This window comes from Thermosporothrix sp. COM3 (assembly GCF_059696735.1).
The window spans coordinates 319,863-343,961 of the sequence record NZ_AP019376.1 but is presented as its reverse complement, the minus strand read 5'-3'; the positions used below and the strand labels follow the sequence as shown (position 1 = coordinate 343,961).

Genomic DNA, 24,099 nt, shown 5'->3' with positions numbered 1-24,099 from the left:
GCGGAAGAGGAGCCTTGTAGGGCAGGCTCCTCGCTTTCCTGTTTAGAGGAGGTTGGCTGCAACAAGCGCGCGGCGCACCTGTGCAACCTCATCATCGTTGAGCCGGAGCTGAGGCCGACCCACAACGTTTGTCGCGATGATGCCACGAAGCTGAAGCGCGGTTTTGAATGCCCCCATCGCGGACGATCCGATTGCCATACGGCGAAGCCCCACATTCACGATATCGAAGAGGCGGTACAGGCGCTCCTGCTCCTGGCGAGCGGCTACCCAATCGCCCCGATGCGCTGCTTCATAGAGTCGCACATAGCCGACGGGATCGACGTTGCCCAGACCCGGCACCACACCACTCGCACCCATGAACAGGGCCACGTCGGCAAGCAACTCCGAGCCGGTGAAGACGCTGAAATCAGGATGGGCTGCCTGTGCCATGACCAGTCCCCGGAAGTTCGCTTCATCTCCGCTACTATCCTTAAGGCCGCTAATAATCTGCTGCTCAGCCAGTTCGAGCACGGTCGAGCGCTCAAGCTTGCTGTGGACCGCAACCGGGATATCGTAGGCAAAGATCGGTAGGTCGACTGCTTCATGCACCTGTCGGAAATGCGCTTTGATTTCGGCCTGACCGATGCGTGTATAGAATGGCGCAGTGACAACCAACGCATCTGCCCTTGCTTTTTCAGCGGCGCGAGCATGTTCAATCACGCGAGTGGTCGTCATATCGATAGTTCCAGCCAGGACGGGAACCTGACCGGCCACACAACGCACCACGACATCCAGCACGGTCGCTCGTTGCGCATCGGTCAGAAATGCGACCTCGCTTGTGGAGCCGAGCGCGAACAGGCCATGCACACCTGCGTCCAGTTGAAAGGTAATCAGCTTTTCCAGAGAGGGAATATCAATCTCGAAGGTTTCGGTCATCGGTGTGCTGAGTGGTGGCACAATGCCACTCAAGCGAGCTGCTTGCATCTTCTTCTCTCCTTATTTCTACGTATTATACCTGTGATGGCTCTACTGTTCCTTCAGGTGTGGTATTCTGGACCTCATAGGATCTGATCCCGGCTGTGCGTTGTAACAGGCGCCCCGGAACATCAAAGACAACGAGCGCAACAACGACAAAAGTCCAGAAAAACATAAGCACGGCTAAGGCAGTCCCCAGACCCATCAGGTTCGCGAAAAAGGCTCCCCAGATCGGCGCAATTGCACCACCAAGTGAGCCGAGATTGTAGGCCACGCCAACGCCGGAGCCTCGCACCTCAGGCGCGAAGTACATTGACATAAACTTCGGATGCAGTCCCGCAATCCCCTGGCTGACAAAGAGCAGCACGAAGATCAACAGACCAAGCAGCCAGATGTTCGCTTTGCCAATGATGAAGAAGGGGAGAATCAGCACCAATGAGATCAGCAGCGAATAGATATACGCTCGCCTGGTTCCGACGCGATCGCCCAGGAAGCCCGCAAAGATGCAGCCAAGCAGTGTCCCGAAGTTTGCCGCGAACATCACCTGTGAGACGCCAGTTGCATCGTAGCCAATCGATTTCAGGTAGGTCGGCAACAGCGATTGTACGGGCCAGCTATAGAGAAACGCGGCAAAGATAAAGAGCGTGATCGCGATAAACACTGGCAGGATGCGCAGTGAGAAGAGCTTAAAGAACGAGATGCCGCCCGCTTTTTCGGTAGATGTCTGTTGCCATTCGGTATGCTCGGGCAGGTTCTTGCGCATGTAGAGTGTCAGAATAACGGGCACGATGCCAATATAGAAGAGCACTCTCCACCCGAAATGAGCGGTAATAAAGGGGTAAATAAAAGCGACGACCAGACTTCCGACATTATAGCCAGAAATCAGGAAGCCACTCGCCTTATTGCGTACGTGTTTGGGCCAACTCTCAAGCACATAGAGCGAACTGGCGCTATACTCACCAGCCATACCCAGGCCCACGATCAGGCGAAAGGCAAACAGTGACCAGTAGTTCCAGGCGAAGCCACAGAGGAAGGTCCCAAGCGCGTAGAGCCAGATACCGGCAATCATGGCGTTTTTACGCCCGATACGATCGGCGATACTGCCGACAACTGCGCCCCCAAGCCAGCGGGTGATGAAGGAGGCACTGATCAGGGTACTGGCAGTCACGAGGTCGAGGTGGAATTCGTCTGCAATATTCGTCAAAACATAGGTGATAAGGACAAAGTCGAAACCATCCAGTGCATAGCCAATCCAGGCGGCCCAGAAGGCGCGCCAGTGCTGGCCGGTAAGATCTTTATACCAGGGTCTGGCAGCCATTGCCATAGGTTCTACTCCCTTTCACTTATACAGTAAATACAGGCGCTCGTCAGATCATCAGTTTGTGATGCGTGCGTTCGTTGCAATTGCTTCAACCGTTGAAGGAAATATGTACGTCTTTTTCGCTTCCTGTATAGACAGTGATACCATGCTGTATCCTGCCCGTATCAGATGATGCGTTAACGATCCCTCCTTTATGGTATAATGGTGAAAAGCCAGCTTGTAGGATGTCACATCTTTTTGAGAGACATTCTAACTCTCAATATAGTTGTCCTACAAGTTGATAAAGGCAGTGTACAACACAACTTGAGAAGGAGTCAAGTGGCGATGGTTGCCAGATCTTCACCACGAAATGAAGCATTGCAACAGAATATACAGGAGTATATCAAACGGTATATTATTGAACATCATTTGACGCCGGGTTCGCCCTTGCCCGGAGAGACGGAGCTTGCAGCCGAACTTCAGGTCAGCCGCAATGCCGTGCGCGAGGCGATCAAAGTATTGCAGACGGTTGGCATTGTTGAGACACGGCACGGGCAGGGGACGTTTGTTGGCAACCTCTCGCTTCAGGCGCTGGTTACAGGGCTATCGTTCCGGGTACTGTTTGAGGCTCCGCAGGATCTTCAGACATTGCGTGAACTGCTGGAAGTGCGCCAGATTCTGGAATGTGAGCTTGTTGCCCGCTTGCCCGAGGTGACAACCCCTGCTCACCTGGCTGATCTGCGGGTACTTGTCGCGGGAATGGAGGCGCGCGCAACGCGGGGTGAGCTCTTCCCGGAAGAGGATCGTGCGTTTCATGAGGTCCTGTATCGTCCGCTCGGAAATACCCTGATTGTGAAGCTGCTACAGGCATTCTGGGATATATTTCATGTGGTTCGTTCTGAGCTGCCGGGGCTCTCTGAGCACCCTCTAGCGACCGTCGAGGCGCACCGCCGTATTCTGGATGCGCTGGCGGCGGGAGATGGCAGAGCAGCGGCGGCGGCGATGGTTGAGCATTTTGACGGCATTCATCGGCGCCTGGCACATACACAGGCGGGGAAGTGAGCATCACAAAGGAGTGCATGTACCGTCTTGTATCGGGCGGTACATCTTTTTTTTCAGGTTCCAAATCATGCAAAAAATTGACACGCTTTGCACTGCTATGACTCTACTGAGGGCAGGTGTGAAGCCAATAGAGATCTGTCCTCTTTCTGGTTGTCGTGTGGTGTTGTGTGTTTTGAGTTGAAGTGAGTTGCACAGGCTTCACTCCAATGTTTGTCACCTGAATCCTTGCTTGCTCTTCTCTGTACTTCCTTTTTCCTGTGGAATGTGAAAACATCGTGAAAAGAACGTTTGTTTTATTGACATATGATGATACATGCTTATACTTGATCTTAGAAGCAATGTGTTCTACCGCTAAAGTGAGAATTACAGTTTCTATAAGGAAGAATATGCCTTCTTTTGAAAAGAAGACTATTGCTCTGTTTGAGGGATCAGAGAGCGACACGTTGCTGCGGTGTCAGGAGGGCGCAGCAGCTACCACGCTTTGAGCGCCGGCAGAGGCGAGAGTAGCCAGCACAGCTTGTATGGCAGGTCAGGCGGGAAACGGTCGCTGTTGCTGGTATTTGTGCTCAGGTTGCGGTGAACTGAATGCGTGGAGAGATGAAGGGGTGAAGCGTGTAGAGAGGCCCGGGGCAGCTCAAAGATGGATAGGCTCTTCGTCCCGGGGAGAGGTCGTCCCAGTGCCTGGACGGCCTCTCTTTTTTATTGATGAAGCTGGCGGCGATACTGCGAGGGAGAGACACCCATCAGCCGCTTGAAGGCCGTGCTGAAGGCAAAAGGGTTTTCATAGCCGACGCGCTCGGAAATCTCCTCAATGGTATAGTATTCGCTTGCCAGCAGGGTGATTGCCCGCCTCATGCGCAATAACGTGACATGCTTCATCGGGCTGCGTCCCAGATAGTGCTGACAGAGACGGCGTAATTGTTCGCTGCTGATCCCGATCTTTGCCGCCAGCCGCTCATTTGTCCACGGGGCGGCAATGTCGGCGTTGACGCGCTCCCAGAGCTGCTGAAGACGGCGCTCCATATGGACCGGGCCGACAATCCGCTGTGCATGAATATGGATAAGCTGTGTCCATTGCTGCATCACTGCCTGCTCTGCTGCTCCGATATATTCGCGATAGAGTCCTTCTATAGAGGCAGCGAGCGGATACGGGTCGATTTCCAGCAGCGTGGGGCGCTTGACTGCCACCATTGGCTGTCCCGGAGGATCTTCGTTATAGGTGATCCAGCAGATTTCCCAGGCGCTTTCCGCATGATAGGCATGCAGGCAGTCGGGAGGCGTGACATAGGCCATGCCGCGTGTGCAGGGAGTCCACTGGCCGTCAATCAAGACGGAGCCGCATCCGGAGAGACAGACAAGAATCTGACTCATCGAGGGTCGCACGCGCACGAAGCGGAAGGGGGGAAGCGCCTTTGAGATGCCCGTAAGCTGAATCCGATAAAAGCCAAGCGCCGGACAGGCCTGTTTCCCGACCATCTGTTCATCTGTATCAGCGCCAACAATGTGGGTTTCACGAAGGTCTGCTTGGGTCTCACTCATGGATTTTTGCCTTTTTTCCAGATACTATACCATACAAGCCTGTGCTTTTTTCAAAGAAACTGGCAATGTCGCAGATATCAAGGAGGAAACGTTATGGTACAACCCCGTGCTGAGTACCCGCGTCCGCAGTTTGTGCGCTCTTCGTGGCAGTGTTTGAACGGAGAGTGGCAATTTGAGATTGATGCAGGAGATAGCGGTCTTGAGCGTGGGCTGCTGGAGCGTGAATTAAGCGAGCGCATTCAGGTGCCGTTCTGTCCGGAGTCCGAGCTTTCAGGCATCGGGAACACTGATTTCATGCCCGCTGTCTGGTATCGGCGGCAGGTGAGTATCCCTGCCGAGTGGGCCGGGCAGCGCATCCTGCTGCATTTTCAGGCCGTCGACTATGACGCGACCGTCTGGGTGAACGGGCAGGAGCTGGGGCGCCATCGGGGAGGCTTTACCCCGTTCAGCGTTGAGCTGCCTGCAACACTGGCCGGAAGCGAGATCACATTAGTTGTGCGCGCTCGTGATGATGCTCGCTCACCGAAGGCCCGGGGCAAGCAGTCGCAGCGCTATGGCAACTATGGCTGTCTCTACACTCGTACTACGGGCATCTGGCAGACTGTCTGGATGGAGCCTGTGCCGCCGACCGCGCTCGGTCGTCCGCGGATTACGCCCGATGTCGCGAATAGCTGCTTCCATCTGGTGCAACCGTTGAGCGGCCCACGCACTGGAATGACCGTCCAGGCAACGCTGCGCGATCAGGAGGGAGTCGTCTGCACTGTGCGTTGTCCCGCCGATCAGGATTTCGCGCCACAGCTTACGTTGCCGATTCCCGCCGAGCGTCGTCACCTCTGGGCGCCGGGCGCTCCCTATCTCTATGATCTGGACATTCAGCTTCTTGAGGGAGAAACGGTCATCGATCAGGCGAGCAGCTATGCGGGCCTGCGCAGCGTGACGATTGAGGGGCAGGCAGTGAAGATCAACGGCAAGACCATCTTTCAGCGGTTGGTGCTTGATCAGGGCTACTATCCCGATGGCATTATGACGGCTCCCAGTGATGAGGCACTGCGTCGCGATATCGAACTGAGTATAGAGGCTGGCTTTAACGGGGCACGTCTGCATCAGAAGGTATTTGAGGAGCGTTTCCTGTATCATGCGGATCGCCTGGGGTATCTTGTCTGGGGTGAGTTGCCTGACTGGGGATGTGGCGGCTATGGACCTGTGGAAGATCATCAGAAGCCGGATGTCAGCTATGTCTCGCAGTGGCTTGAGGCGCTTGAGCGTGATTACTCGCATCCCGCCATTGTTGGTTGGTGCGCACTCAATGAGACCTGGCAGCCCCTCACCGATACCATCACTGTGCTTGATGACATGACGCGGGCGCTATTCCTTGCGGCGCGAGCATTTGACTCCACGCGTCCGATTCTGGATGCTTCCGGCTATAGCCATCGCGTTGACGCAAGTGACATCTATGATAGCCATGACTATGAACAGGATCCGGTGCGCTTTGCCAGCAATCATGCAGGACTGGCGGAGGGCAAGCCCTTTGTGAACGAACATAACGGGCGCGCGATCTCATTGCCCTATCGCGGACAGCCTTATTTTGTGAGCGAGTTCGGTGGTATCTGGTGGAACTCCGAGCGGGAGCCGGGCGACGACACCACAAGCTGGGGTTATGGCACCGCTCCTCGCTCGATTGAGGAATTCTACCAGCGCTTCGAGGGTCTCTGTAACGTGCTGCTCGATAATCCGCATATGTTCGGGTATTGTTACACGCAGCTTACCGATGTTTACCAGGAGCAGAATGGGATCTACACCTTCGATCGGCGGGTGAAGTTCGATATGGAGCGTTTGCGCTCGATTCAGCAGCGTACGGCAGCAATCGAGCAACAGGCATAGGGCAAGAACAACTATTTGCTTGAATGCTCTGAGAGTGGAGTGTATCGTTGCACTCCACTTTTTCGCTGTTCAGTGCTGCTGCTGTTCGCTACGCTCGCGAGCCCAATCGGCGATCAGGTGATAAGAGAGGCTCAGAGGTGCGGGAATCTCTGGCAGGTTGTCGTAGCGGAACCAGCGGGCGTCATCAAGTTCGGCCTCGTCAAGCCTGATATCCCCGCTGACGTAGCGGGCAGTATACGCGACCATAAGCTGCTGCGGGTAGGGCCACGGTTGGCTGCTTTTGTAGACGATATCGGTGATTTCCACGCCGACTTCTTCCATCACCTCGCGCCTGACGCATTCTTCCAGCGACTCCCCGGGCTCAACAAAGCCGGCGATGACGCTGTAGCGTGCGTTCCAGCCCGGCTTATGGGTGAGGAGCACACGGTCACCATCATGTATCAGCACCAGGATTGCAGGTGATACCGGTGGATAGCCGATATAGCCGCAGGCTGGGCATTGGCGCGACCATTGTTCGGAGAGTGGACCAAGCGGCTGAGCGCAGGTAGGGCAATAGCGATGCGTTCTCACCCAGTAGAGCAGGTGCATCGCGTAGCCAACAGCGCTGTAGGCGGCCTCATCGATAGTGCCAAAGAGGGCGCGGACCGCGGTTGGTTGCCAGCTCTCGGGAATGGTGGCATTGTCATCCAGCTCCCAGGCGAGGCAGGGGATGCCATCGAGGGTACCGATGTAGAGCGGGTGAATGCCCTCGGGGAGGTCGCTACTGGCTTGAATGAGGCCATGCTGTGTGAGCAGTTTGCCTTGTCTGAACGGTAGCCAGTATGCGGGTCCAGAGGCGGGGACGGCGGGTGGATATGCCCTCTGAAAAGTCATGCTGTTTTCTCCTTGCCAGTTGTTGTCTGCTTGTATGCACAGTGTATCACGGGCTGGCTTGAAGTGCGAGGGCACAAGCGGGAAAGGAAACACGGCATTGTCTCGCTTTCCTGCTTGTAGAAGAAACCTGTTTCACCATTCGTAGGATGCATAACAATTGAGGGCTTCATAGAACTGAATGAAGACATCGTGCTTTTTGAGCCATTGCTTGAGTTCGATGATGCGTCGGGCAAGCTGTGGGCCCTGTTCAGTGCCCCGGGCTTCCTGCCACTGACGATGGAGCTCATTCAGTTCGGCAAGTTTTGCGTCAATGACTTCCTGTGGAAGCTCGGTCAGGAAATCGTCAAGGAAGTCTTCGACCTGATACTGTCTCCCTGTGTAGCGATTCAGGGCGGCAATAATCTTTTCCGCTTCACTTCGTTTGACACGTAGCCCTAAGAGCATCTTGGTAATAGTCCAGGTTTTTCCACAGTCGATCTGCTGAGGGGTCAGTCCAGTATCGAGTAGGATGCTATGGAGTGAAAGCCGCATGGTCATTGTTCTGGGTCTCCCTGTTTCTGACTGACGAATGGGTCAATGGTGATGGTAAATGCTTCCAGATCTTTCAATAATCTGTCCTCAACCTCGGAAAGCTGCTTCTTGTTTTTCAGATGGGCAATGAGCAGGTTGGTGGCATGCAGGACTGCCCCGAGCATCGAGGTACCGATATGTATGGTTAAGATTCCTTCTGTAATCCCTGACCATCCCTGGTGATTCTTCACGTCATATTCTCCTCTTCAACTATACGACGCCAGTTCCTGGCAGTTTCTACTATATACTATAGCATAGTGAAAGCTCTAGACGTGTTAGATGTTACACAAAATATAGCAAGAATGTCGTCTTTTGTGAGAGAAAAATGATATCTTTGCAACACGACTATTGGAATAGAGGAGAAGAAAAAACCTGCCTCTCCCCTTGTGTGAATGCAAAATCGGGTGAAAGAAGGGGAAAAACAGCAATAGACAGGCCTGTCGGTGTGGGAGAAGAGATGCGAAAAAGTGGGAAAAAAGTGGAAGTTTGGAGGGTGATACTTTGCTGGTTGCTGTATTGTGGCCTCTATCAAATAGGACTCTGAAGCCCCAGAGTGAGGCTCAATGAACAGGCGCGAGGAAGGGTCCATAGACGGTACCATTATTCGTAATGGAGTTGTATCCCCGCACGAGGCGCCGAAGCGGGATGAGCATCATCAGAAGGCTGCTTGTGCGCCTCTCTTTCATGGTGAGTGGTTTTCATGAGCGAGGCTCGATGCCACAAAAACCGGCGTTGCTCCACCCGATCGAGAGTCCATCAGCTTGTTCGCAGAGGAGGCGATAGAGCCGGTGAGCGCGCTCGGTCTCGGCCCATGTGGGTTCGGCATGGGCAAAGGGCGTTTGTGCGGTGCGTTCCCCTGCGGAGCCGTCGCCATCAACTGTTGTATCGACGATAATGCGCCTCGCTCCGCTTGTGAGCAGCCGGTGTGCAAACCGCTCGATATCGCTATAGGGCAGGCAAGGGCTGACCGTCACCTGTGTCGGGATATCTGCATCACTCGCTGCCCGAACCAGTTGCCAGCGCTTTTCCAGCGGCGGTCCACCTCGTAACCCTTTCAAATATGCCTGATCGTCTGTTTCGATGGTGACAGAGAGCCAGGCATAGGGAATATCGGCCAGGAGCGAAAGGTCTCGTAGCGCCAGCGGTGAGCGGGTCTGGATGACGAGCAGGTCCAGATCGGGATAGCGTGCAAAGGTTTCCAGGCAGGAACGGGTAATCTGGTAGCGATGCTCGGCAGGTTGATAGGGGTCGGTGGTGCTGCTCATAAAGATGCGCAGGCGGGCGCGCGCCGCAGGCTTCATCCGGGCAAGTGTTTTGTGGAGCAGTTCAGCAGCATTGGCTTTGACCTCTACTGCCTCTCCCCAGGCGGCGTGAGCGTGTCCTACGCGCCAATTCGGCAGAAATTGGGCATAGCAGTACATACCACAGGTTGTCTTGCCGAAGCCGCAGCCCGTATAGGCCGAGAGCGCATGTGTGAAGGGATACGGACCGGCTGCAAGGAAGCCGTGGCGTTGTGGGGTCAGTATGCTTTTTGCCTGTTTCAGCGTGAGTTCCATTGCAAATCCTCTCTGATGCGCTTGAACACCCATTCTAACAGGGACGAATGCGCCGGTCAAGAGGCTCGATTCCTCGGGTGTGCAGGTGATACACTAAAAACTATACGATTCTATTGACAGGCATGAGGAGGAATGCTTTTAATGAAGACTGCATTGATTGTATGGGGTGGCTGGCCCGGTCATGAGCCGGAAGCGTGTGCGAACCTGTTCGCGGGTGTGTTGCGTGAACAGGGCTATACGGTTGAGGTTGCTACAACGCTTGATGTCTTTCTTGATGCCGCGAAATTGCAGGCAACAGATCTGATCGTGCCGATCTGGACAATGGGGACGATCAGCCCTGAGCAGGAGAGCGGCCTGTTAACCGCTGTTCAGAATGGGACGGGGCTCGCTGGCTGGCATGGTGGAGCGGCCGACGCTTTCCGCAACAATCCAGCCTATCAATTTATGATCGGGGGTCAGTGGGTGGCTCATCCCGGTGATATTATCGACTACGATGTGCATATCGTGAAACACGATGATCCCATTATGGCGGGACTTTCCGACTTTCATATGCATTCCGAGCAATACTATATGCATGTCGATCCGATGAATGAGGTGCTGGCGACCACGACCTTTAGTGGGGAGCATGCTCCCTGGATTGAGGGCGCGGTGATGCCTGTGGTCTGGAAGAAGCGCTACGGCGAGGGTCGCGTCTTTTATTCGTCACTCGGGCATGTACGCCGGGATTTTGATGTGCCGGAAGCATTGGAGATCATGAAGCGCGGCATGCTGTGGGCCACGCGCTAAAACCGGTTCGAGAGGCTGTTTCTGTTTTGGGACGGCCTCTTTCATAGCCTCTCCAGGCTGGATGCTTGACAGGTCGCCTGCTTCACCCCCATAATACAGATCATCAAGCTATCAAACTATCCAGAAAAGCCCGCTCCAATGTGTTCTCTGCAAAGAAGAAGCCCTATTTGTTCTCTCTTGAATAGGGAAGATTGGCATGCCTTCTGATGGTGCGTCAAACATTGCGGAGAAGATATGAAAAAAAGAGTTCTCTTCGGTGCGGGGGCGCTGCTGGCCCTGCTTGTTGTCGCTGGTATTCTGGGGCGAGAATGGTATCAAGACGGGTCGATTGTCCCTGCTATAATGCCCAAACCAACACCGACGCTTGAGCCCGGCCCCCCTAAGACTCCTATTCCAACTCATGGCTTCACAACGCATACCTTTGTGAATGAAAAGAATCAGAAACTGACGTATTATCTTTATGTACCTCAAAACTATGATAAAACAAAGCGTTATCCCCTGGTATTGCTGTTGCATGGTGTAGGTGAACGGAAGCGCCAGCACTTCACGCCGATTCAAAATCAGAATCAGATTCTGGGTCAGTCGTTTGTCTACTTCTGGGGAACGCCTGACGAGAAAGATAAACCCTCCGTTCAGGAACAGTGGCCGTGCTTTGTGGTCGTGCCACAGCTAGAGCCGTCGCAGACCTGGGTGCAGGTCGATGCGCATAAGGGTTCTTATACACAGCCAGCGCAACCGAGCACTTCGCTCTTGCTGGCGAAACAGTTGCTTGATCGCTTACAGCAGGACTATAGTGGTATCGATGCCAACAGGCTGTATATCACCGGGATCTCGCTTGGCGCTACGGGAACCTGGGATGCTATTGCTCGCTGGCCTGATTATTTCGCGGCGGCGGCTCCGGTCTCGGGCGCGGGCGATCCGTCCACCGTTGAGCGCTTTCGGGATGTGCCAGTCTGGGCGTTTCATGGGGCGAATGATACAACGATCCCGGCTTCAGCCTCGACCTTGATGATTCAGGCGCTTCAGCAGGCGGGTGGTGAGGGTCATGTCACGATCTTTCCCAATCGCAAGCACCCGATCTGGGGTGATGTCTATACATTGGAGCCCGCGAAGGAGGCAGAGGGCTTTTTCCCCTGGCTCTTTGCACAGCGTCGAAACGCGTGATTCAGCAGAAAATGAAGTGTGCCTCAACCACTGTGGGGCACACTTCACGGGCAACAGTTCAGGCGGAACGCTGAGAGGCCGGAACTGCCTGGATGGCCTTGCCTGAACGAGGTGCTGGTGTATCACGGCCGATCAGACGGCAGGCAAGCGGCGTATGCAGCAGGAGGATGCTGAGCGCCGTCGAGGTGCAGAGCGTGAAAATGCCAATCAGGATCACGCTGATCGCGACCGGGAAATCTGCCGGGATATATGGCATGATCCAGCGCTGTACTTCGTTGAGGACAAGCGGGTGAAGCAGGTAGATGCCGAAGGAGCTTTTGGCAATCAGATGTACAAAGTTCGCGCCCTTTGGAGGCTGTCCCGGTGGGCTCTTCTGAACCCAACGGCAGGCAAGCCAGAAGGCGAACAGCAGCGCCGCGGTGACATAGAGCGCCATGAGCGGCTGGAGCACGGACGATGCATAGTTGATAGACTTCCCAAAGACGTGGATCTGAAGGACGTAGTGCGCCCAGAGCAGAGCCAACGTCCCGATCAGACAGCCGGCGATAAGCCTGCTATGTTTGAGGACAAAATCTCGCATCTGCCGGAAGTAGAGGGCAGTAATGCCACCAAGCACAAAGTAGAACTGATAGAACAGGAAGAAGCGCGCCTTATATGGCCCGATGGCGTCCCAGAAGGGAGACGAGATACCGTCATGTTGCATGATATAGTAATCAAACACCAGAAGTACTATCTGGAAGGTAAAGCTGACAGCCAGAATTTTCCAGGGATGCCGACCGAATCGACGCAGAAATAGCAGAAACAATGGCAACAAAAGATAGAATTGAAGTGTCAGAATGATATAGTAGAGATGATAGAAGCCGCTTCCAGTCAACAGATTATAGAGTGCTTTCTGTAGATAGTTGTCTGTTCCCTGTCCAAGCCAGGTGTAGAAAAGGCTCCAGATGGTATACGGGAGCAAGATGCCCATGCCGCGCTTCATCCAGAACTTTTTAAGCGGGAAAGGCCTGTTCTCATACGCGTGGTAGTAGACGTAGACCAGCGCGAAGGCGGTAACGAACAGGAAGATCTCACGCGAGTAGTGCAGGGCCGTGACAAAGGCGTTCTGTAGTTGTACTCCCCACTCCGCATGATTCAAGACGGCAGTGAATGAGAGGACGTGAATAGTCACGACACTGGAAGCCGTACAGAGACGCAGTAAATCTAACTCGCGTACATGCGGCTGTCTTTTTGTCTGCTCTCTTTGCACAATATGTCCTTTCAGTATGGTCAACTCACACAGCGTCGTTGCTGCTGGATGCAGACATGCTGTACATCGGGGGCGCTGCTTCGGCGAATATGTACAGCGTGAAGAGCGGTGAGTGACCGTCACTTATCGTTCGCTTGAGCTTGTGTTCACATCTGGTATTGTGGCAGGGCGACCTGAAAAAGCCCCGAAGTTTGCTGAAAATTCGCTGAAAATCATGGCTCTTCAGCGAATTTTCAGCTTTTTCTGATAGAGAGAAGATGGGCTTTGAAAAACAGAGAACACACCAGAGCAGAAGCAAAGGGAAAAGGGTAGCTGAAGTGAGTAAGCAAGTGAATAAGCAATGTACCGTTTTGCTTGTTGATGATGAGCCACAGATAGTTGAGTTTCTGCAAATGGGTTTTTCCTATGAGGGGTTTCACGTCCTTGTGGCAACCAATGGGCCTGATGCGCTTCATATGATTACCGAGCATCAGCCCGACATTGTGATTCTGGATATTATGTTGCCGGGCTTCGACGGTCTGACCGTGACCCGGCTGGCGCGGCGCACGCACGATAGCGCTATTATCATGCTGACGGCAAAGGATGAGGTTGACGATATGGTGGAGGGGCTCGATGTGGGCGCGGACGATTATGTCACCAAGCCGTTTGTCTTCAAGGAACTGATGGCGCGGGTGCGTGCGGTGTTGCGCCGACATGGGAAAGTGGTTGGCGATGAGCTGACCTTCCAGCATATTTCGCTGAACCGCAGCACGCGGCTTGTGTCAGTCGATTCGGAGGTTATTGAGCTGACACCCCGCGAGTTCGATCTGCTGGAACTATTTATGATGCATCCCAATCAGGTTCTCACGCGGGATATCATCCTGTCGCGAGTCTGGGGCTATGACTATACCGGTGATGATAATATCATCGAGGTGTATGTGCGACATCTGCGTGAGAAGCTGCACGATATGCCTCCGCGTCTGCTTCAAACGGTGCGAGGTGTTGGTTATAGTTTACGCGGATAGCACCGGGAACGCGTATTGAGATGAAGCCCTGCCTCTCATGGCGGGCGTACCAAAAGGATAGCAAATCGTGATGCGAATATGGCACATGTTTCGCAACTGGCTTGCCTCCCTGTCTCTGCGCTGGCGTTTAACGCTGGTTGTGCTTGGCTTGATGACCGCTTTGTTAGGGGGAGCAGGCCTGTTACTCTCACTTGTTACCGAGCAGGCGCTGTTAAATAATACCGCGTCTTCGCTCCGTCGGGAAGTGATCCTGACCGCGAAGGGCGTTCCCGGACGCTCCTTTACTCTCTCATGGGCACCTGAAGAGCGCAAAGGAGAGCTGCCGCGTGGCTTTGATGCTTCGGTAGCGATCTTGCGGCAACGCCTGACGAGCCTGGGCGTCAATATGACCATCCTGCGACCGGACGGCTCGGTGCTCTATCCCGGACAGGCGACCTCGCTGGCTCCTCCTCCCATTGTGCTTGGACAAAGCGATGTCACCCGATTGCTTGAAGATGGGCTTCAGGGAGATGCCTATAAGCTCGGGAAGACCGCGCAAGGTCAGCGGCAACTGGTCATCCTGGTGCCTCTGGTCTCCGCTGAAAGGACCGTGGCACTGCTCCAGGTGGGAACGCCGATCGCATCTATTGACGACTTCCTCACGACGTTCCATATTCTGCTGCTTGTTTGCTATCTGGGCGCTTTATGCTGTGCGCTGGTGCTGCTATTCCCCCTTGTTGATGCCACGTTGCGCCCGTTGCTTGAGATGGAGCGGAAGAGCCGTCGCATCGCTGCCGGAGAGCTCTCATTGCGTATTGATACTCCGAAATCCCGCGATGAGATCGGGCGGTTGGCCCATTCTTTTAACCAGATGGTGGTGCAACTGGAAAACGCCTTTCAGCGACAGAAGCAGTTCGTCTCGGATGTCTCTCATGAACTGCGCACCCCCCTGACAGCGCTCAGCGGTAGTCTGGAGATGCTGCTGATCGGGGCCGATCGGGGCGATATTGGCGCAACACGGCGGCTGGCGAAGGGCATGTACGTCGAGGTCCAGCGCATGCACCGGTTGGTTGAAGATCTGCTTTCGCTCACCCGGCTGGATGCAAAGAAGCTGAAACTACGACTTGAGGCGTTTGAGCTACAAACGGTTTTCAGCAGGATCTTTCAGCAAGCGCAACAGCTCGCGACAGGGCACGAGATTCGCTGCTCGATCGCTCCCGATACACCGCAGGTCTATGCGGACCGCGACAGGCTGCAACAGGTCCTGCTCAATATCGTGGATAACGCGCTGAAGTTTACACCGTCGGATGGGCAGGTAGAGCTTACCGCCGCTTCGGGCAAACAGGGCGAGGTTGTGATTGCCGTGCGAGATACCGGGCAGGGTATTCCAGCGGAGGCGCTGCCCTTTATCTTTGATCGCCTCTATCGCGTTGATCCTTCACGTAGTCGTCCTTTCCGCCAGGGAAGCGGAAACGGGCTCGGTCTGGCAATCGCAAAAGAGTTGATTGAGGCACAAAAAGGCTCTATCCAGGTAGAAAGCACGCCTGGCAAAGGAACGACCTTCACGCTTCTCCTCCGCTCGGCTCCTCGCAGTTCAAGTAAAGATGCAATGGCACTTCAATGAACAATTGAAATAGAACCCCCTCTCAGGAACTGTGTACATTCTCTCGGCCCTGGAAGAGCCCGGGGGAAGAGAGAATGTACAGGTTGCGCTGCAAAAAAACTGGAATACCAGCGTTCTTTGTGATGGAAGCTTCCTGTTGCTGAATACTGCAATTGAGCTCTCTCTATACTCGGAATGATTGAACTTCCTGTCGCCTTTGGATGGTCAGATGATACGTTGAAGACACATTTTTACGCGAAAAAAGGGAATCCATAGTCAGATAAAAACATACGGATCTCCCGATGACATGCCGGATCAGCCAAACCAATGACGAAAGGATGACACGATGCAAGAGCAAACGATACATCATGCACGCGAGGTTCCTTCTCCGCATGCTTTGCGCTCCACTGCTGGAATCGATGCCGCGCGGGAACCAGTGCTTGAACTCGATCAGATCCAGGGAAACGTGATTCCGGGATTCTCAAAGAGCCATGAAACGCTGCTCTTCCTCAGAATTGTGGATGTCTCATATTGTAAGCGCTGGCTCAAAGAGATCACGCCTCTGATTGCTACTGCCGAGGAGGTGTTGAGCTTCAATCGGCTCTATAAGGCGCTTCGGACCCGACGTGGTTACGCGACAGTGCAGGCGACATGGGTGAACATTGCGTTCTCATATGGGGCCCTGCAACGATTGACCGCCGGGACGCCCGCTGAATTGCGGGACGGAAACGACTTCCTTGATCCGGCGTTTCGGGAGGGGATGGCGAGCCGCGCCGATGTGCTTGGTGATCCACTAATACCCGATGCTGAGGGCAACCCGGCTCGCTGGTTGATCGGAGGCCCCGGAAACGAGGCCGAGATTCTCCTGATTATTCAAAGCGATTCGGCGGAGGCGCTGCGGGAGACGGTCATCTCGATCAAGAGCCGTCTGGCAGGAGTGACTGTCATGTTGACGCAATATGGTGCCAATCTACCGCAGGAGCTGGCCGGGCACGAGCACTTCAAGTTTCTGGATGGCGTCTCACAACCTGGTGTCAGAGGCCGTGCTTCGGCGCATCCCGATGATGTAATTACTCCGCGTCAGGATCCGCGTGATCCCAATCACGGCAAGCCCGGGCAACAGTTGATCTGGCCGGGTGAATTTGTGTTCGGCTATCCCTATCAGGACCCTGCAAAGCCGGTGAACGAGCCTTCCGATAGCGCCAGCAGCACCACAACGGCCAATCCGCGCAATGAGCGAGAGCAGCTACCGGTGCACCGGGGCGCGATCTCTGAGGCCGGGCCCTCCTGGGGGCGCAATGGCTCATTTCTGGTCTTTCGGCGCTTACGGCAGGATGTCGGGCGTTTCCATGCTTTCTTGAACGAGCAAGCACGACAGCAGGGGATTTCACCCGCATTGATGGGAGCGAAGGTCGTGGGGCGCTGGCTCAGTGGTGCGCCGCTCTCGCGCTCTGCGAACGAGGATGCGCCTGACCTGGCAAATAACGAATGCGCAAATAACGACTTCCGCTTCTTTCACGCTGACCCCGTGCTGACCGGTGGTGCACAGCCACCTGACACGCTCTCGCCCCGATGTGGAGGATGCGCCGCCCCCGGTACATTCGAGCCTGCCCCCGCTGACCGTCAGGGAGGTCTCTGCCCGTTTATCAGCCATATTCGCAAGGGCTATCCCCGCGACTCATTGACGAAGGCCGGGCATGACCTGTGCCCGAACTGTAGTGATGAGGAGAAGAGCGCGGTGAGCGAGCGCGACACCCAGAGACGCCGTATCCTGCGGCGCGGGCTGCCCTATGGTCCTGTCTCGCCTTCAACGCTCGAGCACCCGCTGCGTGATCTGCATGATGAGCCGGTCAATCTGGCTCGCCCCGCTGACCGAGGTCTCCTGTTTGTCTGCTACCAAACCTCTATTATCGGGCAATTTGAGTTTCTCACGCATTTCTGGTTTAACAACCCCGATTTCCCGGAGAAGGGTGAGGGGCTAGATCTGGTGATCGGGCAGCACAACGGTCCAAACGGTGAGCGTCTGCGACAGGCGCGGGTGCCGCTCAAGGGTGGAGTTGTCTCGCTGGTGACAGCACAGGAATGGGTCATTCCGACCGGTGGCGGCTACTTCTTCGCGCCCTCGTTGGATGCCTTGAAGCTGCTTTTTGCCGGGAGCTGAGGCCAACTCAAAAAAGGGGACTTCTGCACCATAGCAGAAGCTCCCTTCTCTAGTAGGCGAGGGGCTGAAACACCGCGTGGTGCGCAAAATCAGCATCGGGGCCCGCCAGATAGAGGTAGAATGGCACTCCGGCCTGCGGCGTCAGGCGAATCACATGGGCCCCGGTTGCATCGTGCTCGAAAGGAATATTGGACTGTGTCAGAAAGTGGCGGGTGTAGGCCAGATCATCGACGGTCAGGCTGAAGGCGACAGGCCCTTCACCACAGCGGTCAAGCATATGGTGTAGCGGGCCTTCTCCCCGGGAGATCAGCAGATCGATATTGCCTGTCCCACTGCGAAACGTCGTGCAGCTTGCGACCTGCTGGGTGACATCGATGCTTTCCAGTTGTTTCAACCCCAGTTGTTGCCGATAGAGGTCTATGGTTGGCTGACCTGTGGCGACTGCCACGGCGACGCGGGACCAGTGGCTTGCGCCATTGGGTTGGGCGGTCGGCTGTTCGAGTTGCAGCCGCTGGGTGTCGGAAGTGTCCCATTGGAAGAGGAACGGCCAGGGACGCCGCCATGCTGTGCCACCAGGAATAAAGAGACGCCAGGCGAGCAGATGCCCATCGGGCAGGAGGCGTTCCATTGGAAACGGCTCGCCCGCGAAGAGCTCTGTCTTGCGGAACTGCTCGGCTTCCCGGGTAATGTCATTGGTGGCCAGGGCAAAGCCAAGCAAAATCTCTTCATGCTTTTCAAGAATCTCCAGGAGCCTGCTGCCGCGATGGCCGCTGGCGAGTGCTTCAGCTTTATTGTAAACGGAGAGGAGTTCGATATAATCAAGCCCGAAACGGATGATTGCGTTATGCGTGCCCCGTCCGGTGTGGCGTCCTCCGTACCGGACCTCGAAACCAAGCTGTCGATACTGTCGAATGGCGGCGTCAAGGTCTCGAACTGCTATTACAAGGTGATCGAAGCGCGTTGGCATGTTGTTCCCTCCTTCCAGATGCTTATGTATGACACGCGCCAGTTGGCAGAAACAGTTGTAGGCTGGCACGAAAGGGGGAACGAGCGCACTTTTCAACGAAGAAGGTGGAGAGCACACCCGGACTCAACCCCTTGTCGCAGGTACAGGGGATCGGGGAGGAACATTCTCTCTGGTTGGCTGGGCGGCAGAAACTCAGGATGGAGGATGCTGTTTATCTGTGCCGTTCGACCAGCGCCGCGAAACCGGGAAGCGAGCCGGGATACCCGCGCGAAGCCGGATGCCCACATTATCAAGCGTCAGGAGATACCAGCCTGTGCTATCAAGCGCGACATGACCGGGCAACCAGTGGCCAAAAATGCGAATCTCAATGAACATGCCGTCATAGAGAGGCTGTCCCTGTAAAAGAAGCTGTTCACTCTGCTGACGAGAGGTTAAGCGTTCCAGCCTTGAATCTCGATTTCCAGAATGATTCTCGGTTGAAGAAAATACCATAACCCTCCATTGCTTCCTTTCTATATATCAAGAGTGCAAGAGGAACCATATTCAGGAAGCGTTATAGATTGTGTATTTGAAACAGCGTGTTGTCTGAGCTGCCTTTTCTCCCTCTTAGCCGGAAGAGAGGCAGCCAGACAATGGATACAGAGATCATATTGCTTCAGTCGGTGAGTCGGCAGTGATCTACCAACTGTTCAATTGAACACATGGCGGAACTCATCCACGCTTGAAAGCCGGGGGCTTCCTGGGCCGCTGCTTGTGAATGATCTGGTTTCATACTAAAAGAGACTTCACTAATGCAACAACTTCGGGGATCATATACGGTCTGCGCATCTTGGTAAGGTGTTGGGCAACAAGCCCGCTCCCATTTGCACAGATATGCATCATGCTCAGGGGTCCTTCTACTCCACCTACAAAAATTTGCAAGGACGTCATCCACTCACCCTCTACTTTCTCTGCTACATGGACGTTCGCAATCAAAACATCGGGGGACTGGCACTGCATCATTTTCTCTGCCTGGAAATAGTTCGTTGCATATAGAACTCGATACGGCGTTTCAGCTCTCAGAGTGCGTGCCAGTTGATATCCCCGGTCAAGGTCTTCCTCGATAATAAGAATGGTTCTTTCAAGGAAAACCCGCTCATTCTGAGTATGGAAGAATGCCTGTTTCATCGGGTTGCTTCATTGTGTTTCGGTCATTACCAAAATTCCCCTCTTTACTGCCACGATTAACGGAAGGAAAGAGTTTCAACCCGAAAAAGAAAGTGCTTCTCCGCCCACGAGAGACGGAGAAGCGTGAAATGCGGTAGCGTGAGGTGCTTAGATCGCCTTCTTTTGCAGGGTGGAACCGGTGAACTGGCTGTTGTAGAGATCGGCATAGAAACCGCCCTTTGCCAGCAGCCCTTCATGGGTTCCCTGCTCGATAATGCGTCCGTGGTTCATTACAAGGATCAGGTCGGCATCGCGAATCGTCGAGAGGCGGTGCGCGATCACAAAGCTGGTGCGTCCCTTCATCAATTCCTGCATGGCCCGCTGGATCAGGATCTCGGTGCGGGTATCCACGCTACTGGTTGCCTCGTCGAGAATCAGGATGGTTGGATTTGCCAGGATGGCCCGGGCAATCGTCAGAAGCTGCTTCTGGCCTTGCGAGAGGTTGGAGCCCTCCTGATTGATAATGGTGTCGTAGCCATCGGGCAGTGTGCGGATGAAATGATCGGCGTGGGCTGCTTTCGCCGCCTGGATGATCTCTTCCTCGGTGGCGTTCTCGCGTCCATAGGCAATATTCTCGCGAATCGTGCCGTTAAAGAGCCATGTATCCTGAAGCACCATACCGAACATGCGTCGCAGGTCGCCCCGCTTCAGCTCAGTGATGTCGGTGCCGTCAACAGTGATTCTGCCGCCATTGAGCTCATAGAAGCGCATCAGCAGGTTAACCAGCGTTGTTTTTCCGGCGCCGGTCGGTCCGACAATTGCGATCGTCTGGCCCGGGCGGACATCGATGTTCATATCCTCGATCAGCGGTGTGTCCTCTTTGTAGCGGAAGTCCACATGCTCGAAGGTAACGGAGCCACGCGGGAACTCGATCACTTTGGCCGGGCTGGCTTCAGGAACCTCTTCTTGCTCGTCAAGGAGCTCGAAGACGCGCTCTGCTGAAGCGATGGTTGACTGAATGATATTGGCGATGTTGGCAAGCTGCGTAATCGGTTGTGTGAACTGGCGGGCATACTGGATAAAGGCCTGCACATCTCCGATTGAGATGGCGTTATGCATCACCTGAATACCACCGATAACGCTTACAAACACATAGCCCAGATTGCCGATCAGGTTCATCAAGGGCATAATAATGCCGCTGACAAACTGCGCTTTCCAACCGTGGCTATAGAGCTCTTCATTCAAAACATTGAATTCATCGATTGAGCGACGCTCAAGACCAAAGGCTTTGACGATCTTGTGCCCGTTGTACATCTCTTCGACGTGCCCGTTCAGGTCACCAAGCGCCTTCTGTTGACCACCAAAGTAGCGCTGTGAGCGTTTCGCCACGATGGTTGTGACCACCATACTGAGCGGGAACGTCAGCACCACGACCAGCGAGAGCAGCGGGCTGATCAGCAGCATCATGACCACGATACCGATCAGAGTGACTGCTGAGGTGATAAGCTGTGTCAGACTCTGCTGTAGCGTTGTGCTGATATTATCAATATCGTTCACGGCACGGCTGAGGATCTCACCATGTGAACGCGAATCAAAAAAGCGTAATGGTAGCCGGGCAAGCTTGGCCTCGACCTCCTGACGTAGCGTGAACACAATCTTTTGTGCCATGCCTGCCATGATAAACTGCTGAATGTAGTTGAACAGCGAACTGATTACATACAGGATGCCAAGTGTCAGCAGGATGCGGAAGATGCCGTCAAAGTCAACCGATGCACCCGGCACTCCCTTCATCTTCAGGATCAGGCCCTCAAACAGCTTGGTGGTTGCCATACCCAGAATCTTCGGGCCAACGATCTGAAAGACGGTGCTGATGATTGCTGCAAGGATCACGACCAGCAAGAGGTACTTCTGCGGCAAGAGGTAGCGTGAGAGTCGCTTGACCGTCCCTTTGAAATCCTTTGCCTTCTGGACAGGCATACCCATGCCGCCCCAGGGACCTCCATGCCCTTGCCGCTGTTGGCGCTGTGGTTTTTGCTCGCTCATTTTATTTCCTCCAGTGAGAGCTGCGAGGCGACAATTTCACGATAGACCTGAGAAGACTGCATCAGTTCATGGTGTGTGCCTATTCCGGCGATTCGACCTTGATCCAGTACAAGGATCTGGTCGGCGTCCATGATAGTGCTGACGCGCTGCGCGACGATAAAGACGGTAGCATTCGCGATCTCGTCTTTCAGGGCGGCCCGAAGCTTCGCGTCTGTCTTGAAGTCCAGCGCGGAGAAGCTGTCGTCGAACACATAGATGTCGGGCTTGCGCACCAGGGCCCGAGCGATCGAGAGACGCTGTTTCTGACCACCCGAAACGTTGACGCCGCCTTGAGCAATCATGGTATCGTAGCGGTCCTTCATCTCGCTGATGAACTCCGCTGCCTGTGCGATCTCGGCGGCATGGCGTATCTCCTCGTCGGTGGCGTTCTCTTTGCCATAGCGGATGTTCTCGGCAACGGTCCCGGAGAAGAGCACGGCTTTCTGTGGTACAAAGCCGCACTTTGCCCGCAGGCTCTCCAATGACATGGTGCGAATATCCACACCATCGATCAAGATCGTGCCGCTATCAATATCGTAGAAGCGCGGAATCAGGTTGACCAGCGTCGATTTACCGGAGCCGGTGCCGCCGATGATAGCCGTGACCTTGCCTGGCTCGGCCTTAAAGGAGATGTGCGAGAGCGCGGGTTCCTCGGCGCCGGGATAGCTGAAGGTCACGTCACGGAACTCCACAATGCCCTGCTCTGTCTCGACTGGCTGTGCCTCCGTAGTATCGGTGATCTCGGGCTGCATCTTCAGAATCTCATTGATACGGGCAGCGGATGCCGAGGCGCGCGGTAGCATGATAAACAGCATCGAGAACATCAGGAGCGAGAAGAGAATCTGCATCGCATATTGCAGGAACGCCATCAACGAGCCAACCTGCATGTCACCGTTATTAATGCGGATACTGCCAAACCAGATGATGGCAATCGTCGAAATGTTCATGATCAGCATCATGACTGGCATGGAGGCGGCAACAATGCGGTTCGCTTTAATTGCTGTATTGGTCAGATCCAGGTTTGCATCATGGAAGCGCTGTCTCTCATGCTTGAGTCGGTTAAATGCACGGATGACACGAATACCGGTTAACCCCTCGTCTAGAACCAGGTTCAGACGGTCGATTTTCTTCTGCATGATCGTGAAGAGGGGCATTGCCTGACCCATAATAAGCAGGATCGTGATCACGAGCAGCGGAATAATCGCGACCAGCACCCAGGAGAGCTGTACATCCTGAGAGAGTGCCATAATAATACCGCCGATGCACATGATAGGAGCGCTGATCATCATCCGCAGGATAATAACGAGCACCTGCTGAACCTGGTTGGTGTCGTTGGTCGTGCGCGTGATCAGCGAGGCCGTCCCGACCGTATCAAACTCATGAAGCGAGAAGCTTTCTACATGCGTGAAAAGCTTATGCCGAAGCAGTTTACCGAAACCGACAGCTACCTTTGCTGAAAAGAAGCTGACCCCGATAGAACAGATGGTGCCACCAAGCGCAACCAGCAGCATAAAACTGCCAATGGTCAGAATATAGGCTGTATCGCCTTTGACAATCCCGGTGTCGACGATATCTGCCATGAGTGTTGGGAGGTAAAGGTCTGAAAGTGTTTGTAGGAAAACCAGTACAAGCACAAGTGTGAGAAAAACTCTATAGGGTTTTAAGAAGCGGAACAAGGATATCATATTTTTTCTTCTTCTCCGTTCCTGTGGCCTTTCTCCAGATAGAGAAACGCCTTTGTTAAGAGCTCAGCAAGCTGGTTGCTTTGATCTTCTCCTAGATATTCAATCAGCCCCTGGAACACATCTGAGAAGCTATCAAATGCTCGCTGAATAATAGAGTGCCCCTTTTCTGTAAGCCGAATAAACGTGGCACGGCGGTCTTTAGGATTGGTGTGCCTCTCAATCAATTCATCCTGTTCAAGTCCTTTGAGTACCTGTGTGACGGTTGGAGGTGTAACAAGCAGCAGTTTGCTGATATCGGAGACGCGCATGCCCTCAGCGTGCCCATGCTCCTCACACCCTTTGAGAAGATAGAGTATCCGTACTTCACTCGGCTTATATTGCCCCACTGCCGAGTAATGCTTCTTCCAGGCCTCTTTAGAAAACTGACTGAACGCCTGCAAGAGTTTCTGCGCTGTTGGACTGAGCGAGTCGTCCATGCTTTCTTGTACCTCCATCACAGGGAATTAGTTAGGTAAGTAATTTATTTGGCAACCTAAAT

At 54.3% G+C, this 24,099-nt stretch carries 21 protein-coding genes; 7 read left to right on the top strand and 14 right to left on the bottom strand.

What is annotated here, in order from left to right:
- Positions 1 to 42 precede the first annotated feature (42 nt).
- Both KTH_RS01495 and KTH_RS01490 read right to left on the bottom strand, forming a co-directional pair.
- Positions 43 to 963, bottom strand: a complete 921-nt coding sequence (locus tag KTH_RS01495; RefSeq protein ID WP_111319959.1) for a dihydrodipicolinate synthase family protein — start codon at positions 961 to 963, stop codon at positions 43 to 45.
- A gap of 25 nt (positions 964 to 988) precedes the next feature.
- Positions 989 to 2,278 carry an MFS transporter gene (locus KTH_RS01490; RefSeq protein WP_497616045.1) on the bottom strand — a complete coding sequence of 430 codons (1,290 nt, stop codon included), beginning with the start codon at positions 2,276 to 2,278 and terminating at the stop codon, positions 989 to 991.
- A 321-nt stretch (positions 2,279 to 2,599) separates the two neighbouring features.
- Here KTH_RS01490 and KTH_RS01485 point away from each other — a divergent pair, with 321 nt between their 5' ends.
- Positions 2,600 to 3,316 carry a FadR/GntR family transcriptional regulator gene (locus KTH_RS01485; protein ID WP_497616042.1) on the top strand — a complete coding sequence of 239 codons (717 nt, stop codon included), beginning with the start codon at positions 2,600 to 2,602 and terminating at the stop codon, positions 3,314 to 3,316.
- 699 nt (positions 3,317 to 4,015) lie between these two features.
- Here the strand turns inward: KTH_RS01485 and KTH_RS01480 are convergent.
- Positions 4,016 to 4,855: a helix-turn-helix transcriptional regulator gene (locus KTH_RS01480; RefSeq protein WP_497616040.1), complete on the bottom strand. Its 840-nt coding sequence runs from the start codon at positions 4,853 to 4,855 to the stop codon at positions 4,016 to 4,018.
- Between the two features lie 93 nt (positions 4,856 to 4,948).
- On the opposite strand from KTH_RS01480, the gene KTH_RS01475 reads away from it, so the two are divergent.
- Positions 4,949 to 6,736 carry a glycoside hydrolase family 2 protein gene (locus tag KTH_RS01475; protein ID WP_111319951.1) on the top strand — a complete coding sequence of 596 codons (1,788 nt, stop codon included), beginning with the start codon at positions 4,949 to 4,951 and terminating at the stop codon, positions 6,734 to 6,736.
- 69 nt (positions 6,737 to 6,805) lie between these two features.
- Here the strand turns inward: KTH_RS01475 and nudC are convergent, their stop codons facing one another.
- The 4 genes from nudC to KTH_RS01455 form a co-directional block, all read right to left on the bottom strand.
- Complete coding sequence (nudC, locus tag KTH_RS01470; RefSeq protein ID WP_111319949.1) at positions 6,806 to 7,609, bottom strand: NAD(+) diphosphatase; 804 nt, start codon at positions 7,607 to 7,609, stop codon at positions 6,806 to 6,808.
- A 132-nt stretch (positions 7,610 to 7,741) separates the two neighbouring features.
- The gene (locus KTH_RS01465; protein ID WP_111319947.1) at positions 7,742 to 8,146 is read right to left on the bottom strand and encodes a hypothetical protein; all 405 of its coding nucleotides are present in this window, start codon (positions 8,144 to 8,146) and stop codon (positions 7,742 to 7,744) included.
- Positions 8,143 to 8,370, bottom strand: coding sequence for a hypothetical protein (locus KTH_RS01460; protein ID WP_497616037.1), 228 nt, complete (start codon positions 8,368 to 8,370; stop codon positions 8,143 to 8,145). Before KTH_RS01460 ends, KTH_RS01465 begins: the two co-directional genes overlap by 4 nt.
- A gap of 507 nt (positions 8,371 to 8,877) precedes the next feature.
- Positions 8,878 to 9,735 carry an SPL family radical SAM protein gene (locus KTH_RS01455; RefSeq protein ID WP_497616035.1) on the bottom strand — a complete coding sequence of 286 codons (858 nt, stop codon included), beginning with the start codon at positions 9,733 to 9,735 and terminating at the stop codon, positions 8,878 to 8,880.
- A gap of 141 nt (positions 9,736 to 9,876) precedes the next feature.
- On the opposite strand from KTH_RS01455, the gene KTH_RS01450 reads away from it, so the two are divergent.
- A complete protein-coding gene (locus KTH_RS01450; protein ID WP_111319941.1) occupies positions 9,877 to 10,521 on the top strand; it encodes a ThuA domain-containing protein in 645 nt (214 codons plus the stop codon).
- 234 nt (positions 10,522 to 10,755) lie between these two features.
- Positions 10,756 to 11,685 carry a carboxylesterase family protein gene (locus tag KTH_RS01445; RefSeq protein WP_497616032.1) on the top strand — a complete coding sequence of 310 codons (930 nt, stop codon included), beginning with the start codon at positions 10,756 to 10,758 and terminating at the stop codon, positions 11,683 to 11,685.
- 58 nt (positions 11,686 to 11,743) lie between these two features.
- Here KTH_RS01445 and KTH_RS01440 read toward each other — a convergent pair whose 3' ends face one another.
- Positions 11,744 to 12,934, bottom strand: a complete 1,191-nt coding sequence (locus KTH_RS01440) for an acyltransferase (RefSeq protein ID WP_497616030.1) — start codon at positions 12,932 to 12,934, stop codon at positions 11,744 to 11,746.
- Between the two features lie 317 nt (positions 12,935 to 13,251).
- On the opposite strand from KTH_RS01440, the gene KTH_RS01435 reads away from it, so the two are divergent.
- The 3 genes from KTH_RS01435 (at position 13,252) to KTH_RS01425 (ending at position 17,681) form a co-directional block, all read left to right on the top strand.
- Positions 13,252 to 13,938, top strand: coding sequence for a response regulator transcription factor (locus tag KTH_RS01435; RefSeq protein WP_281278849.1), 687 nt, complete (start codon positions 13,252 to 13,254; stop codon positions 13,936 to 13,938).
- A gap of 70 nt (positions 13,939 to 14,008) precedes the next feature.
- Positions 14,009 to 15,541 (top strand): sensor histidine kinase, encoded by a 1,533-nt coding sequence (locus tag KTH_RS01430; RefSeq protein WP_497616028.1) that lies wholly within the window; start codon positions 14,009 to 14,011, stop codon positions 15,539 to 15,541.
- 325 nt (positions 15,542 to 15,866) lie between these two features.
- Entirely contained in the window at positions 15,867 to 17,681 is a 1,815-nt protein-coding gene (locus KTH_RS01425) for a Dyp-type peroxidase (RefSeq protein ID WP_497616026.1), read from the top strand.
- 49 nt (positions 17,682 to 17,730) lie between these two features.
- On the opposite strand, the gene KTH_RS01420 is transcribed toward KTH_RS01425, so the two are convergent.
- The 6 genes from KTH_RS01420 to KTH_RS01395 form a co-directional block, all read right to left on the bottom strand.
- Positions 17,731 to 18,648, bottom strand: a complete 918-nt coding sequence (locus KTH_RS01420; RefSeq protein ID WP_111319930.1) for a VOC family protein — start codon at positions 18,646 to 18,648, stop codon at positions 17,731 to 17,733.
- 192 nt (positions 18,649 to 18,840) lie between these two features.
- On the bottom strand, positions 18,841 to 19,140 hold the full coding sequence (locus tag KTH_RS01415) for a DUF5348 domain-containing protein (protein WP_111319928.1): 300 nt from the start codon (positions 19,138 to 19,140) through the stop codon (positions 18,841 to 18,843).
- A gap of 276 nt (positions 19,141 to 19,416) precedes the next feature.
- Positions 19,417 to 19,815: a PleD family two-component system response regulator gene (locus KTH_RS01410; RefSeq protein WP_111319926.1), complete on the bottom strand. Its 399-nt coding sequence runs from the start codon at positions 19,813 to 19,815 to the stop codon at positions 19,417 to 19,419.
- A gap of 147 nt (positions 19,816 to 19,962) precedes the next feature.
- Positions 19,963 to 21,837, bottom strand: a complete 1,875-nt coding sequence (locus KTH_RS01405) for an ABC transporter ATP-binding protein (RefSeq protein WP_497616023.1) — start codon at positions 21,835 to 21,837, stop codon at positions 19,963 to 19,965.
- On the bottom strand, positions 21,834 to 23,561 hold the full coding sequence (locus KTH_RS01400; protein ID WP_497616021.1) for an ABC transporter ATP-binding protein: 1,728 nt from the start codon (positions 23,559 to 23,561) through the stop codon (positions 21,834 to 21,836). The genes KTH_RS01405 and KTH_RS01400 overlap by 4 nt, the downstream gene beginning before the upstream one ends.
- Positions 23,558 to 24,037: a MarR family winged helix-turn-helix transcriptional regulator gene (locus KTH_RS01395; protein WP_170142402.1), complete on the bottom strand. Its 480-nt coding sequence runs from the start codon at positions 24,035 to 24,037 to the stop codon at positions 23,558 to 23,560. The genes KTH_RS01400 and KTH_RS01395 overlap by 4 nt, the downstream gene beginning before the upstream one ends.
- Positions 24,038 to 24,099 lie beyond the last annotated feature (62 nt).